Here is a 17,846-nt window from a genome sequence, read left to right as displayed (position 1 = left end):
CGCCGAAGGCCGCGAGGGGCGGTCTTCGGCGGGCGGTGGGTCGGTCTACCGCGTGGTCGGTCGGTCGAGCGGTCGGGCCGGTCAGATACGGCCGCCCGTCATCCGCGTGACGGGGCCGTGACCGCTGCGCTCCGCGTGGCGGCCCACCGCGTAGGAGGCCGCGCTGAGGGCGGTGACACCGGCCGCGGCACCGGCCGCGATGAGCTTGCGGTTCTTCAGGACGGTCCAGGCGGTCGTGGCGGCAGAGGTCACCTGCCCCGCCGCCGAGGTCACGCCCTTCAGCGTGCTCGTCACGGCGGTACCGGCCGTCCCGGCCGCCTTGCCCGCCGTGGACCCCATCGAGGTCACGGCGTTTCCGACGGCGTGGCCCGCGCTGGTCGCGGCGCGTCCCGCGCCGTGCCCAGCGGACTTGGCGGCATCGGCGGTCGACTGGCCCGCGGACTCCGCCTTCGCCGCCGTCTTCTCCGCCGCCTTCGCAGAGGTCTCCTTGGCCTTCGCGGCTGTCGCCTTCGTGGCCTTGGTCGCGCGGTCGGTCGATTCGTTGTTCGCTCCTGCGTTAGCCATGCTGTGCGAATTGCCCGATCCGGCCGATGCAAACAAGGCATGAAGATTCCGGTGAGGACCTGTGGCTCGCCGGACGCGATCCGGCGCACCACCCGCGGAACTCACGCCCCGCGCGTCACCCGCGCGTCACCCCTCTGACCGCGCGAAACCTCACGCCTCCCGGCCCCGGCATCTGGCGCCCCGTCCGGTCGGGTGCGCTCGGCCCGGCCGCGGACGAGGTCGATCAGCGAGGGGCCGCCCCAGAAACACCACAGGGCGATGACGGGATCGCAGATGGCGCAGCCGAGCGAGGAGTCGTGGGCGAAGGGGATGATCGGGTTGCCCTTGACATGGTGCACCACGTCCCAGGCGGTGTGCAGGAGCCAGGCGATGCCGATGAACGTCCAGGACTCCAGCCCGCGGTAGGCGACGTAGGTGATGGCGGCGGTGGCGGGGAATTCCCAGCCGCCCAGGCCACCGCCGCTGAGGTAGGCCGCCCCGGCCCCCGCCACCATGACCGCGTTGAAGCGGCGCCGGTGCGGTTCGCGGATGAGCGACATCAGCAGGGCGTAGACGATGCCGACCAGGAGCGGCGCGAGGTAGGACATCGGTCACGCTCCCGTGGTGGAGCCGGGGCGGATGATCATCAGGATGGTGACCGTCGCCCACAGCAGGTTGAAGACGCCGGTGAGCATGGCCAGGCGCCCCGGCGCACCGGTGGCGGCGCCGGGAGTCCCGGCCGACGTGAGGGCTCCCTCCTGGGCGGGCAGGATCAGCACGGCCAGGACGGCCGCGGCCGCGGCGGTCAGGGCGATCGAGACGATCAGCCACGCGCTGCCGAGGACGCCGAGGCTGCTGGCGGTGGCGAACCCGAAGATGGGGACGGCGAGGCCGACGGCGGCGTAGACGCGGCAGATGCGGTGCAGCACCGCCAGGGTGGTCAGCGCCTCACGGTCATTCGGGTCACCGTGGGCACGGCGCAGGGTCGGCGGGAACATGCTCGCGGCGACGGTCACCGGGCCGATGGCCACCACGGCGGCCAGGACATGCAGGATGAGGAGAAGTTTCGTCATGGTCGTCGCTTCCGGAGGCGGTGGTCAGAAGCCGACGGGGGCCAGGCCCTGGTCGCGCCACACGATGCCGCGGCGCTCATGGGCGAACAGTTCTTCCACGGCGTGCGCGATCCGGGGGCCCATCTCGCGCTCCAGCAGATACAGCCCCAGGTCGAGACCGGAGGTGACACCGGCCCCGGTGACGAGGTCGCCGTCGTCGACGACGCGGGCGCTCACGGCGTGGGCGCCACCGGCGCCGAGGGCGTCCAGGCCCCCGTGGTGGGTGGTGGCGTGGCGCCCTTCCAGCAGGCCCGCCATGGCCAGGAGCATCGATCCGCCGCACACCGTGCCGACCGTCACCTCCGGGTTCTCCATGGCCGCCGTCAGCAGCGCGGGCAGCTCGGTGGCCATGGCGCGGTCCAGCAGCACGGAGATGAACTCGTCCGGCTGTCCCTTCCCCTCCCCCGCGCCCTGCCCGGGCGCCTCTCCCGGCTCGCCGAGGCGACCGGCGACACCGGGTACCAGGATCACACCGGCCCGCGCGGGGTCGAGGGCGGCGGTGGCCCGCAGGGTCAGGCTCCCGGCGCCGCTGGCCACCTCACGGGGCCCTTCGGCGGAGACCAGTTCCACGCTCACCGCCCCCGCCGAGGCGGCACCACCGGCGTACAGCACCTCGTAGGGGGCGATGACATCGAGCGGATCGAAGCCGTCGAACAGGACAACCTGGACGTGCATGGAGGACTCTCTTTCCGAGGCGGGAAGTCCGGCCCGTGCCGGGAACGCCACCGAAGGTAATCGGCTGCCGCCCCGCCTCCCAGTGGCATGAGTGCCACCTTTCAACGGGATAGTGCCACCGCGGACGCGAGCCATTCGACGTGCGACGACGTCGAGACTCCCCACCCTGCTCCGCCCGGCGAAGGGGTATCTTCCGGCCATGCACACCATCGCCGTTCTCGCGCTGGACCAGGTGATCCCGTTCGACCTGTCCACGCCGATCGAGGTCTTCGCCCGCACCCGGCTGCCGGACGGGCGCCCCGGTTACCAGATCCGGGTGTGCGCCGAGCGCCAGGAGACCGACGCCGGGACCTTCGCGCTGCGCGCGCCCTGGGGACTCGACGGGCTCCAGGGCGCGGACACGGTCATCGTGCCCGGTACCGCCAACCCCTCGGTCCCGCTCGCGCCCGAGGTCCGCGACGCCCTGCGGGCGGCGGCCGCGGACGGCACCCGCATCGCCTCCATCTGCTCGGGCACGTTCATCCTGGCCGCCACCGGCCTCCTCGACGGGCTACGGGCCACCACCCACTGGATCGCGGCCGGTACGCTCGCCGCCGCCTACCCGGACATCGAGGTGGACCCGGACGTCCTGTACGTCGACAACGGCCAGTTCCTCACCTCCGCGGGTGCCGCCGCGGGCCTGGACCTGTGCCTGCACCTGATCCGCCGCGACTACGGCTCGGCCGTCGCCGCCCACGCGGCCCGGCTGTCCGTCATGCCGCTCGAACGCGAGGGCGGGCAGGCGCAGTTCATCGTCCACGACTACGCGCCCACCCCGCAGGGCTCCGTCCTCGAACCCCTGCTCGCCTGGCTGCAGGACAACTTGGGCCGCGACCTCACCCTCGCCGACATCGCCGCCCACGCCGGAACCAGCACCCGTACCCTGATACGCCGCTTCCGCGAGCAGACCGGCACCACCCCGCTCCAGTGGCTGCACCGCGCCCGCATCCGCCAGGCCCAGCACCTCCTGGAGACCACACCCCACTCCGTGGAACGCATCGGCGCCCAGGTCGGCTTCGGCTCCCCCACCGCCTTCCGCGACCGCTTCAAACGCACCACCGGCGTCAGCCCGCACACCTACCGCCGCACCTTCAGCTGATGTGCCGCTAGGGCACGTCTCTTACTCGCTCACTGGGGCAGGCCCGGCGGTCGGTGGGGAGAGTCACGCTCAGCACATGCCGTCGCCCGGCTTCGGGTTGCCGAGCCCGAAGAGCGGCCGCAGCTTCAGCCCGGCCCAGGTGCCGACGAGGGCGACGGCGCCCCAGAGCCAGCCGTGCAGGCTGCCCGAGGCGATGCCCGCGAGGTACGCGCCGATGTTGCAACCGCCCGCCAGCCGGGCGCCGATGCCCATCAGCACCCCACCGAGCACCGACGCGACCGCCGTGCGCCACGGCACGCCGCGGTGGAGCGTCCACGTACCGCCGAGCGCCGCGGCGGCGGCCGCGCCGACCATGATGCCGATGTCGGTGAGGCTGGTCTTGTCGCCGAGCACCGGCCCGGCGAGCATCTCCTTGTTTCCGGGCTGCTGCCACCAGCTCCAGGTCTCCGGGTGGCCTCCGAGGACTCGTACCAGCTCCGAACCCCACAGGCTGAACGCACTGGTGACGCCCCAGGCGCCACCGGACACCAGCAGCACTCCGGCTCCCAGCACACCCAGCGCCAAGGCGCCGACCGCCAGCGGCCACGAGCCGCGCAGCACCCGGGCGGCGGCGCCGCGCGCGGAGGGCACCGGTCCGGTCGGCGGCGGGGTGCGCCGGGCCTGCACGAGACGGCTGGCCAGGGCGACGGCGGCGAGCACGAGGATCGTCACCGCCCAGGAGCCGAACCAGCCGATGTGGTCGGCCATGAGGACCGGCTCCAGGGCGGGCAGGTTCTTCCACAGGTCGAACTGCCAGGCGGCGAGCGTCGCACCGCCGATGAAACCGCCGAGGGTGAGCACGATCGACGTCTGCCCCGAGCCGACCGCGAAGAGGGTGCCGGAGGCGCAGGCACCGCCGAGCTGCATGCCGACGGCGAAGACGAACGAGCCGATCAGCAGCCCCAGGCCCAGCGGTTCGGCCGAGGGAGCGGGCACGGACCCGAACAGTCCGGTCCCCGTGCCGATGACGAGGGCGAACAGGGTGGCCGTGGTGCCGAGCAGCAAGGTGTGGGCGCGCAGCCCGGTGCCGTTGCCGACGGCGACCAGCTGCCGCCAGGCGGAGGTGAACCCGAAGCGGGAGTGGAAGAGGGCGATGCCCAGCCCGAGCCCGAGCAGCAGCAGGACACCGGGCTTGGCTCCCTGGGCGGACCACACGTACGCGGTCAGCGCCGCGGCAAGCAGCCCGGACACGGCGAGCGGCACCCGGCGCACCGGCGGCGCGGCGGGCGCCTCCGGCCGGGGCACGGAGGTGGGTGAGGGGGACAGCAGCGCGGCGGTCTTCGCCGCCTCGGCGGGCGGGGCGGTGGTCACGGGCGGACTCCGGGGAGGTGCGGGAAGGCGAGAGGGGCGGCGGGCGCTCTGGGGAACCGGCCGGTTCCGGCTCAGCGGCGACAGAGGCCGTCGTCGACGCACCACGCCGAGCTCGCGAACAGCGCGAGACGCAGCAGACGGGCGGGTGCGGACATGCCCTCGAGGATACGGCCCCCGCCAGCCGGTGAGAACGGCAGGTCACACGGCTGGGCTGTGGAGTCAGCCACAGACCGATCGGGAATAGGCCTTGCGCACGGCCGCCGCCTGAGGTCCGCTGTTTCTCATGAAGATCATGAAGACCATGAGCAAGCGGAGCACCGCCACGGTGATCGCCACCCTGGTCATGGGCTCCCTGTGCGCGGGCGCACCGATTCCGCGCGCGGAGGCCGAACCCGCTGGTTCGCCGACGGCGGCGGGGGTCGATCTCGACACGGTGACGATCCCGGAGTTACAGGCGCGCATGGCGGGCGGATCACTGACGTCGTCGGCCCTGACCACCGCCTATCTTCGGCGGATCGAGGCCATCGACCCCACCCTCCACGCCGTGCTGCGCACCGACCCGACGGCGCTGCGCCAGGCTGCCGCCAGCGACGCCCGGCACCGGCGCGGGGAGATCCGTGGCCCGCTCGACGGCATCCCCGTACTGCTCAAGGACAACGTGAACACCCGCGACCTGCCCACGACGGCCGGGTCGCTGGCACTGGAGGGCAGCCCGCCGGACACGGATGCCGCGCTGGTGACCCGGCTGCGGGACGCGGGGGCGGTGATCCTCGGCAAGACGAATCTGTCCGAGTGGGCCAACTTCCGCTCGGAGAAGCCGACTTCGGGGTGGTCGGCGGTGGGCGGGCAGACCCATAACCCGTACGTGCTGGACCGCAACCCGTGCGGGTCCTCCTCCGGTTCGGCCGCCGCACTCGCCGCGTCCCTGGCACAGGTGGCGATCGGCACCGAGACGGACGGTTCCATCGTGTGCCCGGCCGGGATGAACGGGGTGGTCGGGCACAAGCCCAGTCTGGGCCTGGTCAGCCAGGACGGAGTGGTCCCGATCTCCGCGGAGCAGGACACCGCGGGGCCCATGGCCCGCAACGTGACCGACACCGCGCTCACCCTCTCGGTGCTCAGCGGCGGCACCGCACCCGTCCCGGGGAACCCGGCCCGCCCCGGCAGTCTGCGCGGCAAACGGATCGGCCTGTGGCGGCTGCCGTCGCTCGGGGCGGAGGTGGACGCCGTGATGTCCCGTACGGCGGAGCGGCTGCGGAGCGCGGGAGCCGAGGTCGTCGAGGTGACGCCCCCGTACCAGAAGCGGCTCGCTGACCTCGAATTCCCGGCACTGCTGAGCGAGTTCCACCGGGACATCGACGCCTACCTCGCCACCCGCGAGGGGCCGCGCGACCTCACGGAGCTGGTGGAGTTCAACCGCACCCACCCGGCGGAGCAGGGCTGCTTCGCGGGCCAGGAGCTGTTCGAGCGGGCGCTGACCGCGCCTGCCACCACGGACCCCGAATACCGGGCCATGCGCGCCGAGTTGAAGGACCTGTCCCGGCGTTCCCTCGACGAGACCATGGCCGCCCACCGGCTGGACGCCATCGCCTCGCCGACGAACCCGCCCGCCTGGACGACGGACTGCGCGCGGGGCGACAACGATGTGATCCCGTCCTCCACCCCGGCGGCCGTGGCCGGATACCCGTCCCTGTCGGTGCCCGCGGGGATGGTCGACGAACTGCCGGTGGGCGTGCTCCTGATGGCCGGTGACCGCGAGGACGGCAAGCTCCTCACGCTGGGGGCCGCGGTGGAACGGCGGCTGCACGCCTGGCGGGCACCGCGCTACCTGCCGTCGAACGCCCCCTAGAGGCCCGCGTCAGCTCTCGTAGGCGCGGATGGCGGCGACCTTCTCCGCCGAGGGGGAGGTCTCGTCGAAGCGCTGGGCGAGCCAGTCGTCGGTGAGCGCGCGGGCGAGTTCGAGGCCGATGACGCGCTGGCCGAAGCAGAGGACCTGGGCGTTGTTGCTGAGGACGGAGCGGCGTACGGAGTAGGTGTCGTGGGCGGTGACCGCGCGGATGCCGGGGACCTTGTTGGCGCTGATGGCCACGCCGAGGCCGGTGCCGCACACCAGGAGGGCGCGGTCGGCGGCGCCGTCGGCGACGCGGCGGGCCGCCTCGACCGCCACGTGCGGGTAGGCGGTGTGCTCGTCACTGCCCACGCCGACGTCGATGACCTCGGCCACCCGGGGGTCGTCCAGCAGATCCTGCTTGAGGGCTTCCTTGTAGCCGTAACCGGCGTCGTCGCAGCCGACGACGATCCGGAACGGAGTCGCGGTGGTCATACGGCATCGCTTCCTGTCGTCGCGGGGAGGGTGGCGACCGCGGTCAGCACCGCGGCGAGTGAGGTGGCTCCGGGGTCGGGGGTGCCCACGCTGCGCTCGGCGAGGGGGCGGGCGCGGCCGAGGCGGGGGCGCAGGGTGGCGGTGTGCTCGGCGGCCGTACGGGCTTCCGCCACGGCGGCCGCGTACGCCTCGGCCACCGGCGCTCCGGCGCGCAGCTGTCCGGCGAAGGCGGTGGCGAACGGGGCGAGGGCGTCGACCAGGGTCTTGTCGCCCACCTCGGCCCCGCCGAGCGAGGTGACGGCGGCCAGCGCCTCGGTGGCGGCGGAGGCCAACTCCTCGCGCCCGGGTGCCCGGTCCGCCGGGAGTACGCCGCCGAGGGCGCGCAGCGCCGCGCCCCACAGCGCGCCCGAGGTGCCTCCGGCTTCCGCCGCCCAGGCGTCGCCCGCGGCGGTGAACACGGCTGCGGGGGCGAGCTGTTCGGCGTGCGCCTTCTCGGCGGCCGCGAGGGCCGCGTCGACGCCTTTGCACATGCCTCGGCCGTGGTCGCCGTCGCCCGCGACCGCGTCCAGCCGCCCCAGCGTCTCCGCGTCCCGGTGCAGCGTGTCGCGGGCGGCGCGCAGGGCGTGGACGGCCAGTGCCGCGACCTCGACCGCAGCGCCGGACGCGGTGGCGGCGGGCCGGTCCCGGCGGCGGCTCGGGGCCGTGGCGGTCCGTACGGTGGCGTCGGCGGAGGTGTCGGCGGCCGGGAGTTCGGGCAGGGCACCACGGCGGAAGGCCGGGGTGTCGGCGGGGGCCCGCCACAGCCGTTCCAGCTCGTCGTCCAGCCAGGTCAGGGTGAGGGAGCAGCCCGCCATGTCGAGGCTGGTGACGAGTTCGCCGACCTCGGGGCGTACGGGGGTGAGCCCGGCCTCGTCCAGCAGCCTGGATACGGCGCCCCACAGCACGTACAGCTCCTCGTACTTGGTGGCGCCGAGGCCGTTGAGGACGGCGGCGACCCGCCCGCCGTCGCCCGCGCCCTCGGGCCGGTCCGCCAGCAGCCCCGACACCAGGACGCGGGCCAGTTCCTCCGCCGTGCCGAGGGTGTCCTCGCTCACGCCCGGTTCGCCGTGGATGCCGAGGCCGAGGCCGAGGCGGCCCTCGGGGACGGTGAACAGGGGTGCCTCGCCGCCGGGCAGGGTGCAGCCGTCGAAGGCCACGCCGAGGGTGCGGGTCCGGGCGTTGGTGTGCTCGGCGACCCGGACGGCCTCCTCCAGCGGGGCGCCCTCCTCGGCCGCCGCCGACGCGGTCTTGAAGACGACGAAGCCACCCGCGATGCCACGCCGGCGCGCCGTCTGGTCGGCGGGCGCGGAGGCGATGTCGTCGGTGACGGCGAAGCAGCGGGCGGGGATGCCGTCGCCCGTGAGCTGCCGTGCCGCGAGGCCGAAGTTCATGACGTCACCGGCGTAGTTGCCGAAGAGGAAGAGGACACCACCGCCCGCCTCCGCCGCCTCGGCGACCGAGCGGGCGCGGGCGGCCGACGGGGAGGTGAACACGTCGCCGATGACCGAGCCATCGGCGAATCCGGGGCCGACGACACCGCAGAAGGCGGGGTAGTGGCCGGAGCCGCCACCGGTGAGGACGGCCACCTTCCCGGCGGCCGTGGCGCGGGCCCGCACCACGCCGCCGGGCACGGCCCGTACGTGTTCGGGGTGGGCGGCGGCGAACCCGGTGATCATGTCGTCGGTGAACCGGGCGGGGTCGTTGAAGAGCCTGGTCATCGTGTACTCCAGCCGTCGCGTGCGGCATCGAGGGCGAGGCGGTAGTCGGCGTAGCCCTCGGCGTAGTGGTCGATCAGCCCGCGCTCGGCGGGCACGGTGCGGCGCGGGGCGCGCCAGGCGCGGGCGTCGACGGGTGTGCCGAGGGAGTGCCAGGCGGTCTGGGCCGCGCCGCGGATGCCCACGGCGTCGTCGCAGACGTCCAGGTCGCGGCCGAGCACACCGGCGAAGACGCGCGCCCATTCCCCCGAGCGCGCGCCGCCGCCGCACGCGGTGATGGCGCCGCGGACGCCGAGGGTTTCCATGCAGTGCCGGGCCGAGTAGGCGACGGCCTCGCACAGCGCCCGCACCAGGTCGGCGCGCCCGGCCAGCGGGGAGAGTCCGTCGAAGCGGCCGCGGGCCCGCGCGTCGACGAAGGGGGCCCGCTCGCCGCTGGCCGACAGGAACGGCAGGGCGGTGACGCCCGAGGCGCCGGGCGGGGACTGGACGAGCAGCGCGTCCAGCGCCTCGATCTTCACGTCGAGCAGCTTCAGCAGCCAGTCCAGGCCCGCGGTGCCGATCATGGCGGGCATGACGCGCAGGAACCGGCCCTCGTACGGGGTGGCCAGGACCATTCCGGCGGGTTCGTCGTCGGCGGCCGGGCGCGGCTCGCTGTCGAGGGTCTGGGCGGCGAGGGTGGTGCCGATGATGAGGTGGCCCTCGCCGGGTTCGGCGACGCCCGAGCCGAAAGCGCAGGCCGGTATGTCGAACGGACCGGCGGAGACCGGCAGTCCGGCGGGCAGGCCCAGCCGCCGGGCGGCGTCGGGCAGCAGCCGGTGCAGGGTGCCGGGCGGCGCCGGGTCCGGCAGCAGCCGCCGGTGGTCGGACAGTCCGCACAGTTCGAGCGCGGTGTCGTCGTACGTACGGGTGGCGACGTCGAGGAACGGCTGCGAGGCGTCCGAGGCGTCGACGGTGACGGCGCCGGTCAGCCGCTGTACAACGGCGTCCACGCAGTACCCGGCGACGTGTGCCGCTTCTAGCCGCTCCGGCTCGTGTTCGGCGAGATGCGCCAGCAGGGGCGCGGCGGAGCCGGGGAACAGGCCGACGCCGGTGCGCCGGTGCAAGGCGCGCAGGGTGCCGTCGGCGGTCCACCGGTCGAGCCGGTCGGCGGCCCGGCCGTCCATCCAGGACAGCGCGCGGCCGACCGGGGCGCCGGTGGCGTCGCGCAGCCACAGGCCGTCGCCCTGCCCGGTGAGGGCCAGCGCCTCAACCGGTTCGCCGTCCATCTGCCCGGCGTCCGCCAGCGCCGCCCGTATGACGGTCTCCACGGTGCCCACGACGTCGTCCAGATCCTGTTCGACGCGCTGTCCGGGCAGGGTGTAGACGGTGCTCCGGGCCTCGTGGGCGGGGGTGGCCCGGCCGTCGCGGGAGATCAGCTGGGCCTTGGTGACCGACGTACCGATGTCGACTCCGACGATCACGATCGGCCTCCGGTCAGCACCTCCGGGTTGGCGATGTGCCGCGGCCGTTCGCCGCGCAGGAACCGGGCCGCCTCGGCCGCGGTGATCAGGGCGGCCCGGTCGGCGGTCTGGCGGGTGGCGCCCGCCAGATGCGGTGTGGTGATGACGTTGGGGGCACGGTGCAGCGGCCAGTCGGCCGGGGGCGGTTCGACGTCGTAGACGTCGAGGGCGAGCGCGCCGAGCCGCCCGGACTCCAGCAGCCCGGGCAGCGGGGCGTAGTCGAGCAGATCGCCGCGGGCCGAGTTGACGAGGACGGCGCCCTCGGGGAGCAGCGCGAGGTTCTTGGCGTTGAGCAGATGCCGTGTCTCGGGGGTGACCCGGGCGTGCAGGCTGACGACGGAGCTGCGGCGCAACAGGTCGTCCAGGGAGGTGAGTTCGACGTTTTCCGCCTTCGCCCTGGCCGGGTCCGCGTACGGGTCGGACACCAGGACGCGGGCGCCGAAGGCGCGCAGCACGCGGGCGACGATCGCGCCAATGGCCCCGTACCCGACGAGGCCGACGGTGGCGCCGTCGAGTTCGAGACCGGCGTTCTCGTAGGCGTAGTAGTCGCCGCGCCACATGCCCTCCTTGAGGGCGGCGTCGGCGAAGGTGATGCGGCGCAGGGCGGCGAGCATCAGACCGACGGCGAATTCGGCGGCCGCGGCGGCGTTGCGCCCGGGGGTGAAGGTGACGGGGATGCCGGCGGCGGTGGCGGCGGCCACGTCCACGTTGACGGGGCCGCCGCGGGCCACACCGATGAACTTCAGCTGGGGTGCCTCGCGGATGACCCGGGCGGTGAAGGGGGCCATCTGGGTGAGCGCGACGCTCGCGTCACCGAGCGCTTCCAGCACCTGTTCCTCGGTGCCGCTGGCCTCCTTGACGCCACCGTTTCCGTGGGCGTCGGCCCCGACCGGGCCGAAGGGCTCGTTCGGCCAGCGGGTGCGCAGCGTACGGAAGGTGAGCCCGGTGGAGGGCAGGGCCTCGCTCAGGGCCGCGGAGAAGAGGCCGGGGGCGATGAAGTCGTCGCCTGCTACCAGGACCGTGGTCATGTCGGTCACTCTCCTCGGGTGTCGAGCTCGCTGAGCAGGAAGTCGCGTACGGCTCCATGGTCCGGGGAGCGGAAGGCGGCGGCCGCGAGCGCGTCCTCGGCCGGTGGGTACTGCGGGTTGGGGATGGCCACGACGGTCATCCCGGCGGCGGCCGCCGCGCGCAGTCCGTTGCTGGAGTCCTCGACCGCGAGGCAGCGCTCCGGCGCCACGCCGAGGGCGCTCGCGGCGGCGAGATAGACGTCCGGGCTCGGCTTGCCGCGCGGCACTTCGGCGCTGGAGACCGTCGCCTTGAAGTGGTGGTCGACCCCGTGATGGACGAGGACGGCGTCGATGACCCGGCGCGGAGCGGAGGAGGCGAGCGCGATGGGGCCGCGCTCGGCGGTGGCGGTGATCATCTCGCGGGCGCCGGGCAGCAGCTCGATGCGCCCGTCCTCCAGCGCCTGGACCATGCCGTCGACGACGGTCCGTTCGGTGTCGGCCGCGGAGCCGCCGGCCTCACAGAACCGGGTGAGGTAGGCGGCCCACTCGGGGGCGCTCATCCCCTGGACGTCACGCGTCTGGTCCGGGCCCCAGGAACGGCCGTGCGCCGCGGCGTACGCGGTCCACAGCTCCTCCCACAGATGCTCGCTCTCCACCAGGACGCCGTCCATGTCGAAGACCACTGCGTCGGCCATGCGTACCCCTGATCCCCTGGCTGATGATGTCGGTCCAGCGAAATTAACAGTCTCGATGTGAGTTGTCACCGGTTCCATGTGAGAAATTGGCACGGCAGGATGGAGTACATGACTCTCCCGTCTTCGCGCGGTGCGCGGCAGCAGCGACACCAACTGATCGTCGACCACGTTCTGGCCCGGGGCGACGCCACCGTGGCCGAGCTGGCCGAGCTGACCGGCGTCAGCCTGATGACGGTCCACCGGGACATCGCCGAGCTGGCGGACCGCGGCATTCTGCGCAAGTACCACGGGGGTGTCTCCGCGCAGCCCTCGATGGTCTTCGAGTCCAGTTCGGACTTCCGGCTGCACGCGCACGCCGAGGAGAAGCAGGCCCTGGCCCGCGCCGCGCTGTCGTTCGTGGCGCCGGGCATGTCGGTGATGCTGGACGACTCGACCTCGGCGCTGGCCCTGGCCCGGCTGCTGCCCGAGGTGGGGCCGCTGACCGTGGTGAGCAACTACCGCCTGATCACGGAGGAGCTGCGGAGCGCCGAGGGCATCCGGCTGATCTGCGTGGGCGGCGAGTACTCGCGGACCCACGACTCATGGATCGGGCTGCCCGCGATCGACATGATCAGCGGCATCTCCGTCGATCTGACCGTGCTGTCCACCTCCGGGATGACCGCGGGCATGACGTTCCATCAGGAGCAGGAGATCGTCAGCATCAAGCGGGCGGCCCGGCAGGCGGGCGCGACGAGCGTGCTGCTCATGGACCACAGCAAGGTGGGCCGCCGGGCGCTGCACCGGCTGGAGAGCGTGGACTCGTTCGACCATGTGCTGCTGACCGGCCCGGTGGATGAGGAGCTGCTGCGGGAGATGCGGGAGCTGACCGATGTGCGAGTGGTTGAGGCGCAATAATTAACATCCGATCGCGTGAGTCTTACCAAGACTCTTGATATTTCTCTCGGCGCGCTTGAGTATCTGCGGTCATACTCCGTCACACCTCAGAGTGGAGGTAGCGATGCCGAAAGCCTTGGTCCTGGGCTATGTGGGCGTGCTCTTGTTCATGATCGGCGATGGTGTCGAGTCCGGCTTCATCGCCCCGTACATGGCCGACCACGGCGCCGGGACGGACGTACGGGCCGGGTACGTCATCACGGTGTACGGCATCGCCGTCATGCTGGCGTCCTGGTTCTCCGGCGCGCTCTGCCAGGTGTGGGGGCCGCGCCGGGTGATGTGGACGGGCCTGGTGATCTGGGCCGTCTTCGACGCCGCGTACCTGCTCTTCGCGCTGGGCACCGAGAACTATCCGCTGATGCTGCTCTTCTACGGCATCCGGGGCTTCGGCTACCCGCTCTTCGCGTTCGGCTTCCTCGTCTGGATCACCAACACGGCGCCGACGGCCCGGCTGGGCACGGCGGTCGGATGGTTCTACTTCGCCTTCACCGGCGGCCTGCCCACCCTCGGCTCGCTGTGGTCGAGCCTGACCATCCCCTGGTTCGGCCGCCTGGGCACGCTGTGGTCCGCGCTCGCGCTCATCCTCCTCGGCGGCGCGGTCGCCCTGGTCGGCGCCCGCCGCAGGCCCGGCGGCGACCGGATGGCGCCGCCGGAGGTCACCACCGGGCAGAGCCTGCTCAACTCCGTCTCCATCATCTGGACCCATCCGCGCGTCCTGGTGGGCTGCCTGGTCCGGGTCATCAACACCGCCCCCGAGTTCGGCATGCTGGTGTACCTGCCGCGGATCTTCTCCGACGACGTCGGCTTCGGCGAGGACAAGTGGCTTCAGCTGCTGGCGATCATCTACGGCACGAACATCTTCTTCAACCTCATCTTCGGCGTCCTCTCCGACCGCATCGGCTGGCGTACCACCATCGCGGGCTTCGGCGCCCTGGGCTGCGCGATCAGCGTCACGACGCTGTACTTCGTACCGGTGTGGCTCGGCCCGGACTACTTCTGGGTCGCGGTGCTCGCGGGCATGTTCTACGGGGCGACCCTCGCGGGGTTCGTGCCCATCTCGGCGCTCATCCCGTCGATGGCCCCGGAGAACAAGGGCGGTTCGATGGCCCTGCTCAACCTGGGCGCGGGCGGCGCGGCCTTCGTCGGCCCGGCCCTCGCCAGCCTGTTCTTCCCGCTCGTCGGCGCGGGCGGCGTCACGCTGGTCTTCCTCGCGCTGTACCTGGTCGCGTTCGTGCTGACGCTGCTGCTGAAGCTGCCGGAGGAGCGGGACGGCGAGCCGACGACCGCTGACAAGCCGCGAGCGGGCGCGACGACGACCTCGTAAACCCGCTCTGCCGTGACGTCCCTGCCGTAAACGGCTCTGTCGTCAGCCGCCCCACGGAACCGGGCCCTCCCCTTCGCCCCTCCCTCAGGAGGGAAACTCCCACAGGGTGGAAGCGAGCGAACGAGGAGAGCCTTGATGCCCGGACCGAATGGCGAGACCACACTGCTGGGGGTCTTGCTGGACGCCGCCGAGGTGGCTCCCGACCAGGTGCTGACGCATGTGCGGGGAGACGGCTCCGAGCGGATCGTCACCTACGCGCGGTTGCGGGACGACGCGCTGCGCGTGGCGGGCGGCTACGTGGCGGCGGGGGTGGCCCCCGGCACCTGTGTCCCCCTGCTCGCCGACCGCGGTGACGACTTCCAGGCGATGTTCTGGGGCGCGCTGGCGGCGGGGCTCGTCCCGGTGCCGCTCGCGCCGGACGCGCGGCGGGTGGCACCGGTGTGGGAACTGCTGGGCCGCCCGCCGGTAGCCGTGGACGAGACCACCGAGGCGCTGCTCGCTGAACTCCCCTCTCCTGCAATCCCCTTGAGGCTGGAGACGCTACGCCAGGGCCGCCCGCCCGCCCGGCTGCCGGTGGCCGCCCCCGATGACGTGGCCTTCCTGCAGTTCTCGTCGGGCAGCACCGGGGCGCCCAAGGGCGTTCGGCTGACCCATGCCTGCGTCCTGGCCAACCTGGGGCAGATCCACTCCGCCGCGGCCCTCACCCCGGACGACGTCGTGGCCAGCTGGATGCCGTACTTCCACGACATGGGGCTCATCGGCACTCACCTGGCCCCGCTCGCCGCGCGCGCCAAGCAGGTGCGGCTGGAGCCGCTGACGTTCGCCAAACGCCCCGCCCTGTGGCTGGAGACGGCCGCCCGGCACCGGGCCACGGTCCTGTCCGCGGCCAACTTCGCCCTCGCGCTGGCCACGCGGCGGATTCCCGACGAGGTGTTCGGCCGACTCGACCTGTCCGCCGTGCGGTTGGTCCTCGTAGGCGCGGAGCCGATCGCCCCGGCGGTGTGGCGGCGGTTCGTCATCAAGGCCCGGGCGTCCGGTCTGGCCGCCCGCGCCCCGCAACCCGTCTACGGCCTGGCCGAAGCCACCCTGGCGGTCACCTTCCCGCCCCTGGACGAGGTGGCGGCACCCCGCGTCCTGGACCGCACGGCCCTCAGCCGGGGCCACGCGGTCGACACCGCCCCCGGCCCGGACGCGGTGGAGCTGATGGACGTGGGCCTGCCGGTGCCGGGCTGCGAGGTGCGCATCGCCGACGACGCGGGCCACCCCCTGGACGACCGCCGCGTCGGCCACGTCCACGTACGCGGCCCCCAGGTGGCCCGCGGCTACCACGAGGCCCCCGAGTCGACCGCCGCCACCTTCGTCGACGGCTGGCTGCGCACCGGCGACCTGGGCTTCCTGGACAACGGCCGCCTGTGCGTCACCGGCCGCGACAAGGACGTGATATTCGTCAACGGCCGCACCTACCACGCCCCCGACCTGGAGGCGGTGGCCGCGGCCACCCCCGGCCTTCCCACCCCACTGACCGCCGTCGTCGGCTCGACCGACCCGGCGGGCGGCACGGAGCGGGTGGTCGTCTTCGTCCAGTGGCCGAGCCCACCCCGCGAGGCGACGACCGTGCTCGCCCGGGTAGCGTCCCGCGTCCGGCAGGCCCTGTCCCACGACGGCGTACGGGTGCTGCCCCTGCCACCGGCAGGGTTCCCCCGAACGACGAGCGGCAAGCTACGCCGCCGGGCGATGCGCGAGCGCTTCGAGGCCGGGGCGTACGCGACGGTCGAGGCCCGGTGGGCCGAGGACCCAGCCGCCACCGCCCCGGCCGCTGACGTCCCGGCCGCTGCTGCCCCGGCCGCTGGCGCCCCGGCGGACGGAGGTTCCGTGGCAGATGGTGTTGCGACGGTGGGACTGCCGTGGCGGGAAGTTGCCGAAGTTGTCACAGGTGTCTGGGCGCGGGTGCTGGGGCGGCCTGCGCAGAGCATCGGGGCGCACGACCGGTTCCTCGCCATCGGTGGTTCGTCGCTGAAGGCGATGGAGGTGCTCGCCGCGCTGGAGGACACCTTCGGTGTCGCCGTACCGCCGGGCGTGCTGCGCGATCGTGACACCGTCGCGGCGCTTACTGAATACCTGGTGGCGGCGCGTGGCGGCGCGTCGCCGGAGTCTGAGCGCCCCCGCTCTGCCACGGGCGAACCGGGGGCGGTCGCGATCGTCTCCATGGCTTGCCGTTTTCCCGGGGCCGATACCCCCGACGCCTTCTGGGACCGGCTCGTGGCCGGGGACGACGCCGTCGGTCCCGTGCCGGGCCACCGGTGGGCCATCCGGCCGGAAAGCACCGCCCGGTGGGGCGCGTTCCTCGGCGATCCGGCCGGTTTCGACGCCGCGTACTTCGGCATCGACGAGCAGGAGGCCACCGCTACCGACCCGCAGGGCCGGATCTTTCTGGAGCTGGCCCACGAGGCCCTGGAGCGCGCCGGTTACGCGGGCCCCCGGCGGGCGGGCAGACGTGTCGGGGTGTTCGCCGCGACCGGGGAGAGCGGCTACCGCGAGGTGCTGGCGCGGGCCGCCGGGCCGGAGGGCGGGCTGCCGCCCGCCGCGTTGACCGGCAACCTCCCCAACCTCGTCGCCGCCCGCGTGGCGCAGAGCCTGGACCTGACCGGCCCGGCCCTCGCCGTCGACACCGCCTGCTCCTCGGCGCTGGTCGCGCTGCACCTGGCGCGCCGCAGCCTGGAGTCCGGCGAGTGCGATCTCGCCGTCGTCGGCGGAGTCAACCTGGCGCTGTCGCCGACCGGCCACCGGCTGTTGGAGCAGGCGGGGGTGTTGTCGCCGACCGGGCGCTGCCGCGCCTTCAGCGCCGCGGCCGACGGTTTCGTACCCGGGGAGGGCGGCGCGGCGATCGTGCTGGCCCGGCTGGACGACGCGCAGCGCGCGGACGACCCGGTCCTGGCCGTGCTGCGCGGCACCAGCGTGAACAACGACGGCCGCTCGCTGAGCCTGCTGGCTCCCAACGCGCTCACCCAGCGGGAGATCATCGTCCAGGCGTACCGGGACGCGGAGGTCGACCCCGACCGCGTGTCCTACGTCGAGGCGCACGGCACCGGTACCTCCCTCGGTGACCCCGTCGAGCTGCGCTCCCTGCGCCAGGCGTTCGGGCCGCGCGCCGATGGACAGCCCCGCTGGCTGGGCTCGGTGAAGACCAACGTCGGCCATCTGCTCAACGCCGCCGCCATGCCGAGCCTGGTCAAGGTGATTCTGGCCCTGCGCCACCGGGAGTTGCCCGCCTCCTTGCACCACGATTCGCCTGGTGAAGCGGATGATTTCGCGGTGGTCAGCGAGCATCGCCCGTGGACGGCGCCCGGCCCGCTGGTGGCGGGTGTCAACGCCTTCGGGTTCGGTGGCACCAACGCCCACGCGATCCTCGAGGAGGCGCCACCGCGCCCGACCGGTGCCACCGAGGACGACGGCCCGCATCTGCTGACGCTCTCGGCGCGCAGCGCCGACGCCC

General features: G+C 73.3%; 15 protein-coding genes. 5 read left to right on the top strand and 10 right to left on the bottom strand.

Annotated features, from left to right (window positions below):
• Window positions 1–81: 81 nt before the first annotated feature.
• The 4 genes from ACZ6CL_RS38815 to ACZ6CL_RS38800 form a co-directional block, all read right to left on the bottom strand.
• On the bottom strand, window positions 82–564 hold the full coding sequence (locus ACZ6CL_RS38815; RefSeq protein WP_468945261.1) for a hypothetical protein: 483 nt from the start codon (window positions 562–564) through the stop codon (window positions 82–84).
• Window positions 565–665: 101 nt separating this feature from the next.
• Complete coding sequence (locus tag ACZ6CL_RS38810) at window positions 666–1,151, bottom strand: DUF6010 family protein (RefSeq protein ID WP_468945258.1); 486 nt, start codon at window positions 1,149–1,151, stop codon at window positions 666–668.
• Between the two features lie 3 nt (window positions 1,152–1,154).
• Window positions 1,155–1,616, bottom strand: a complete 462-nt coding sequence (locus ACZ6CL_RS38805; protein WP_468945255.1) for a hypothetical protein — start codon at window positions 1,614–1,616, stop codon at window positions 1,155–1,157.
• A gap of 24 nt (window positions 1,617–1,640) precedes the next feature.
• Window positions 1,641–2,330 carry a DJ-1/PfpI family protein gene (locus tag ACZ6CL_RS38800; protein WP_468945253.1) on the bottom strand — a complete coding sequence of 230 codons (690 nt, stop codon included), beginning with the start codon at window positions 2,328–2,330 and terminating at the stop codon, window positions 1,641–1,643.
• A 199-nt stretch (window positions 2,331–2,529) separates the two neighbouring features.
• On the opposite strand from ACZ6CL_RS38800, the gene ACZ6CL_RS38795 reads away from it, so the two are divergent.
• A complete protein-coding gene (locus tag ACZ6CL_RS38795) occupies window positions 2,530–3,468 on the top strand; it encodes a GlxA family transcriptional regulator (protein ID WP_468945251.1) in 939 nt (312 codons plus the stop codon).
• A gap of 69 nt (window positions 3,469–3,537) precedes the next feature.
• On the opposite strand, the gene ACZ6CL_RS38790 is transcribed toward ACZ6CL_RS38795, so the two are convergent.
• On the bottom strand, window positions 3,538–4,818 hold the full coding sequence (locus tag ACZ6CL_RS38790; protein ID WP_468945249.1) for a YeeE/YedE family protein: 1,281 nt from the start codon (window positions 4,816–4,818) through the stop codon (window positions 3,538–3,540).
• Window positions 4,819–5,119: 301 nt separating this feature from the next.
• Between ACZ6CL_RS38790 and ACZ6CL_RS38785 the strand changes: the two genes are divergently transcribed.
• Complete coding sequence (locus ACZ6CL_RS38785) at window positions 5,120–6,667, top strand: amidase family protein (RefSeq protein ID WP_468945247.1); 1,548 nt, start codon at window positions 5,120–5,122, stop codon at window positions 6,665–6,667.
• Window positions 6,668–6,676: 9 nt separating this feature from the next.
• On the opposite strand, the gene ACZ6CL_RS38780 is transcribed toward ACZ6CL_RS38785, so the two are convergent.
• From ACZ6CL_RS38780 to ACZ6CL_RS38760, 5 genes are read right to left on the bottom strand one after another with little or no spacing between them, the layout of a single operon-like run.
• Window positions 6,677–7,141, bottom strand: a complete 465-nt coding sequence (locus tag ACZ6CL_RS38780) for a ribose-5-phosphate isomerase (protein ID WP_468945244.1) — start codon at window positions 7,139–7,141, stop codon at window positions 6,677–6,679.
• Window positions 7,138–8,898, bottom strand: a complete 1,761-nt coding sequence (locus ACZ6CL_RS38775) for a dihydroxyacetone kinase family protein (protein ID WP_468945241.1) — start codon at window positions 8,896–8,898, stop codon at window positions 7,138–7,140. Before ACZ6CL_RS38775 ends, ACZ6CL_RS38780 begins: the two co-directional genes overlap by 4 nt.
• A complete protein-coding gene (locus ACZ6CL_RS38770; RefSeq protein WP_468945239.1) occupies window positions 8,895–10,355 on the bottom strand; it encodes an FGGY family carbohydrate kinase in 1,461 nt (486 codons plus the stop codon). The genes ACZ6CL_RS38775 and ACZ6CL_RS38770 overlap by 4 nt, the downstream gene beginning before the upstream one ends.
• On the bottom strand, window positions 10,352–11,422 hold the full coding sequence (locus tag ACZ6CL_RS38765) for a 2-hydroxyacid dehydrogenase (protein WP_468945238.1): 1,071 nt from the start codon (window positions 11,420–11,422) through the stop codon (window positions 10,352–10,354). The genes ACZ6CL_RS38770 and ACZ6CL_RS38765 overlap by 4 nt, the downstream gene beginning before the upstream one ends.
• Window positions 11,423–11,427: 5 nt before the next feature.
• The gene (locus ACZ6CL_RS38760; RefSeq protein WP_468945236.1) at window positions 11,428–12,096 is read right to left on the bottom strand and encodes an HAD family hydrolase; all 669 of its coding nucleotides are present in this window, start codon (window positions 12,094–12,096) and stop codon (window positions 11,428–11,430) included.
• A gap of 108 nt (window positions 12,097–12,204) precedes the next feature.
• On the opposite strand from ACZ6CL_RS38760, the gene ACZ6CL_RS38755 reads away from it, so the two are divergent.
• The 3 genes from ACZ6CL_RS38755 to ACZ6CL_RS38745 all read left to right on the top strand — a co-directional run.
• A complete protein-coding gene (locus tag ACZ6CL_RS38755) occupies window positions 12,205–12,990 on the top strand; it encodes a DeoR/GlpR family DNA-binding transcription regulator (protein WP_468945234.1) in 786 nt (261 codons plus the stop codon).
• A 103-nt stretch (window positions 12,991–13,093) separates the two neighbouring features.
• Complete coding sequence (locus ACZ6CL_RS38750; protein WP_468945232.1) at window positions 13,094–14,353, top strand: MFS transporter; 1,260 nt, start codon at window positions 13,094–13,096, stop codon at window positions 14,351–14,353.
• A gap of 135 nt (window positions 14,354–14,488) precedes the next feature.
• Window positions 14,489–17,846: beta-ketoacyl synthase N-terminal-like domain-containing protein (locus tag ACZ6CL_RS38745; RefSeq protein WP_468945229.1), on the top strand; the 3,358-nt coding region annotated here is incomplete at its 3' end.

It is taken from the genome of Streptomyces sp. NPDC041200, assembly GCF_055591805.1.
This window is presented reverse-complemented; position numbering and strand designations above follow the sequence as displayed.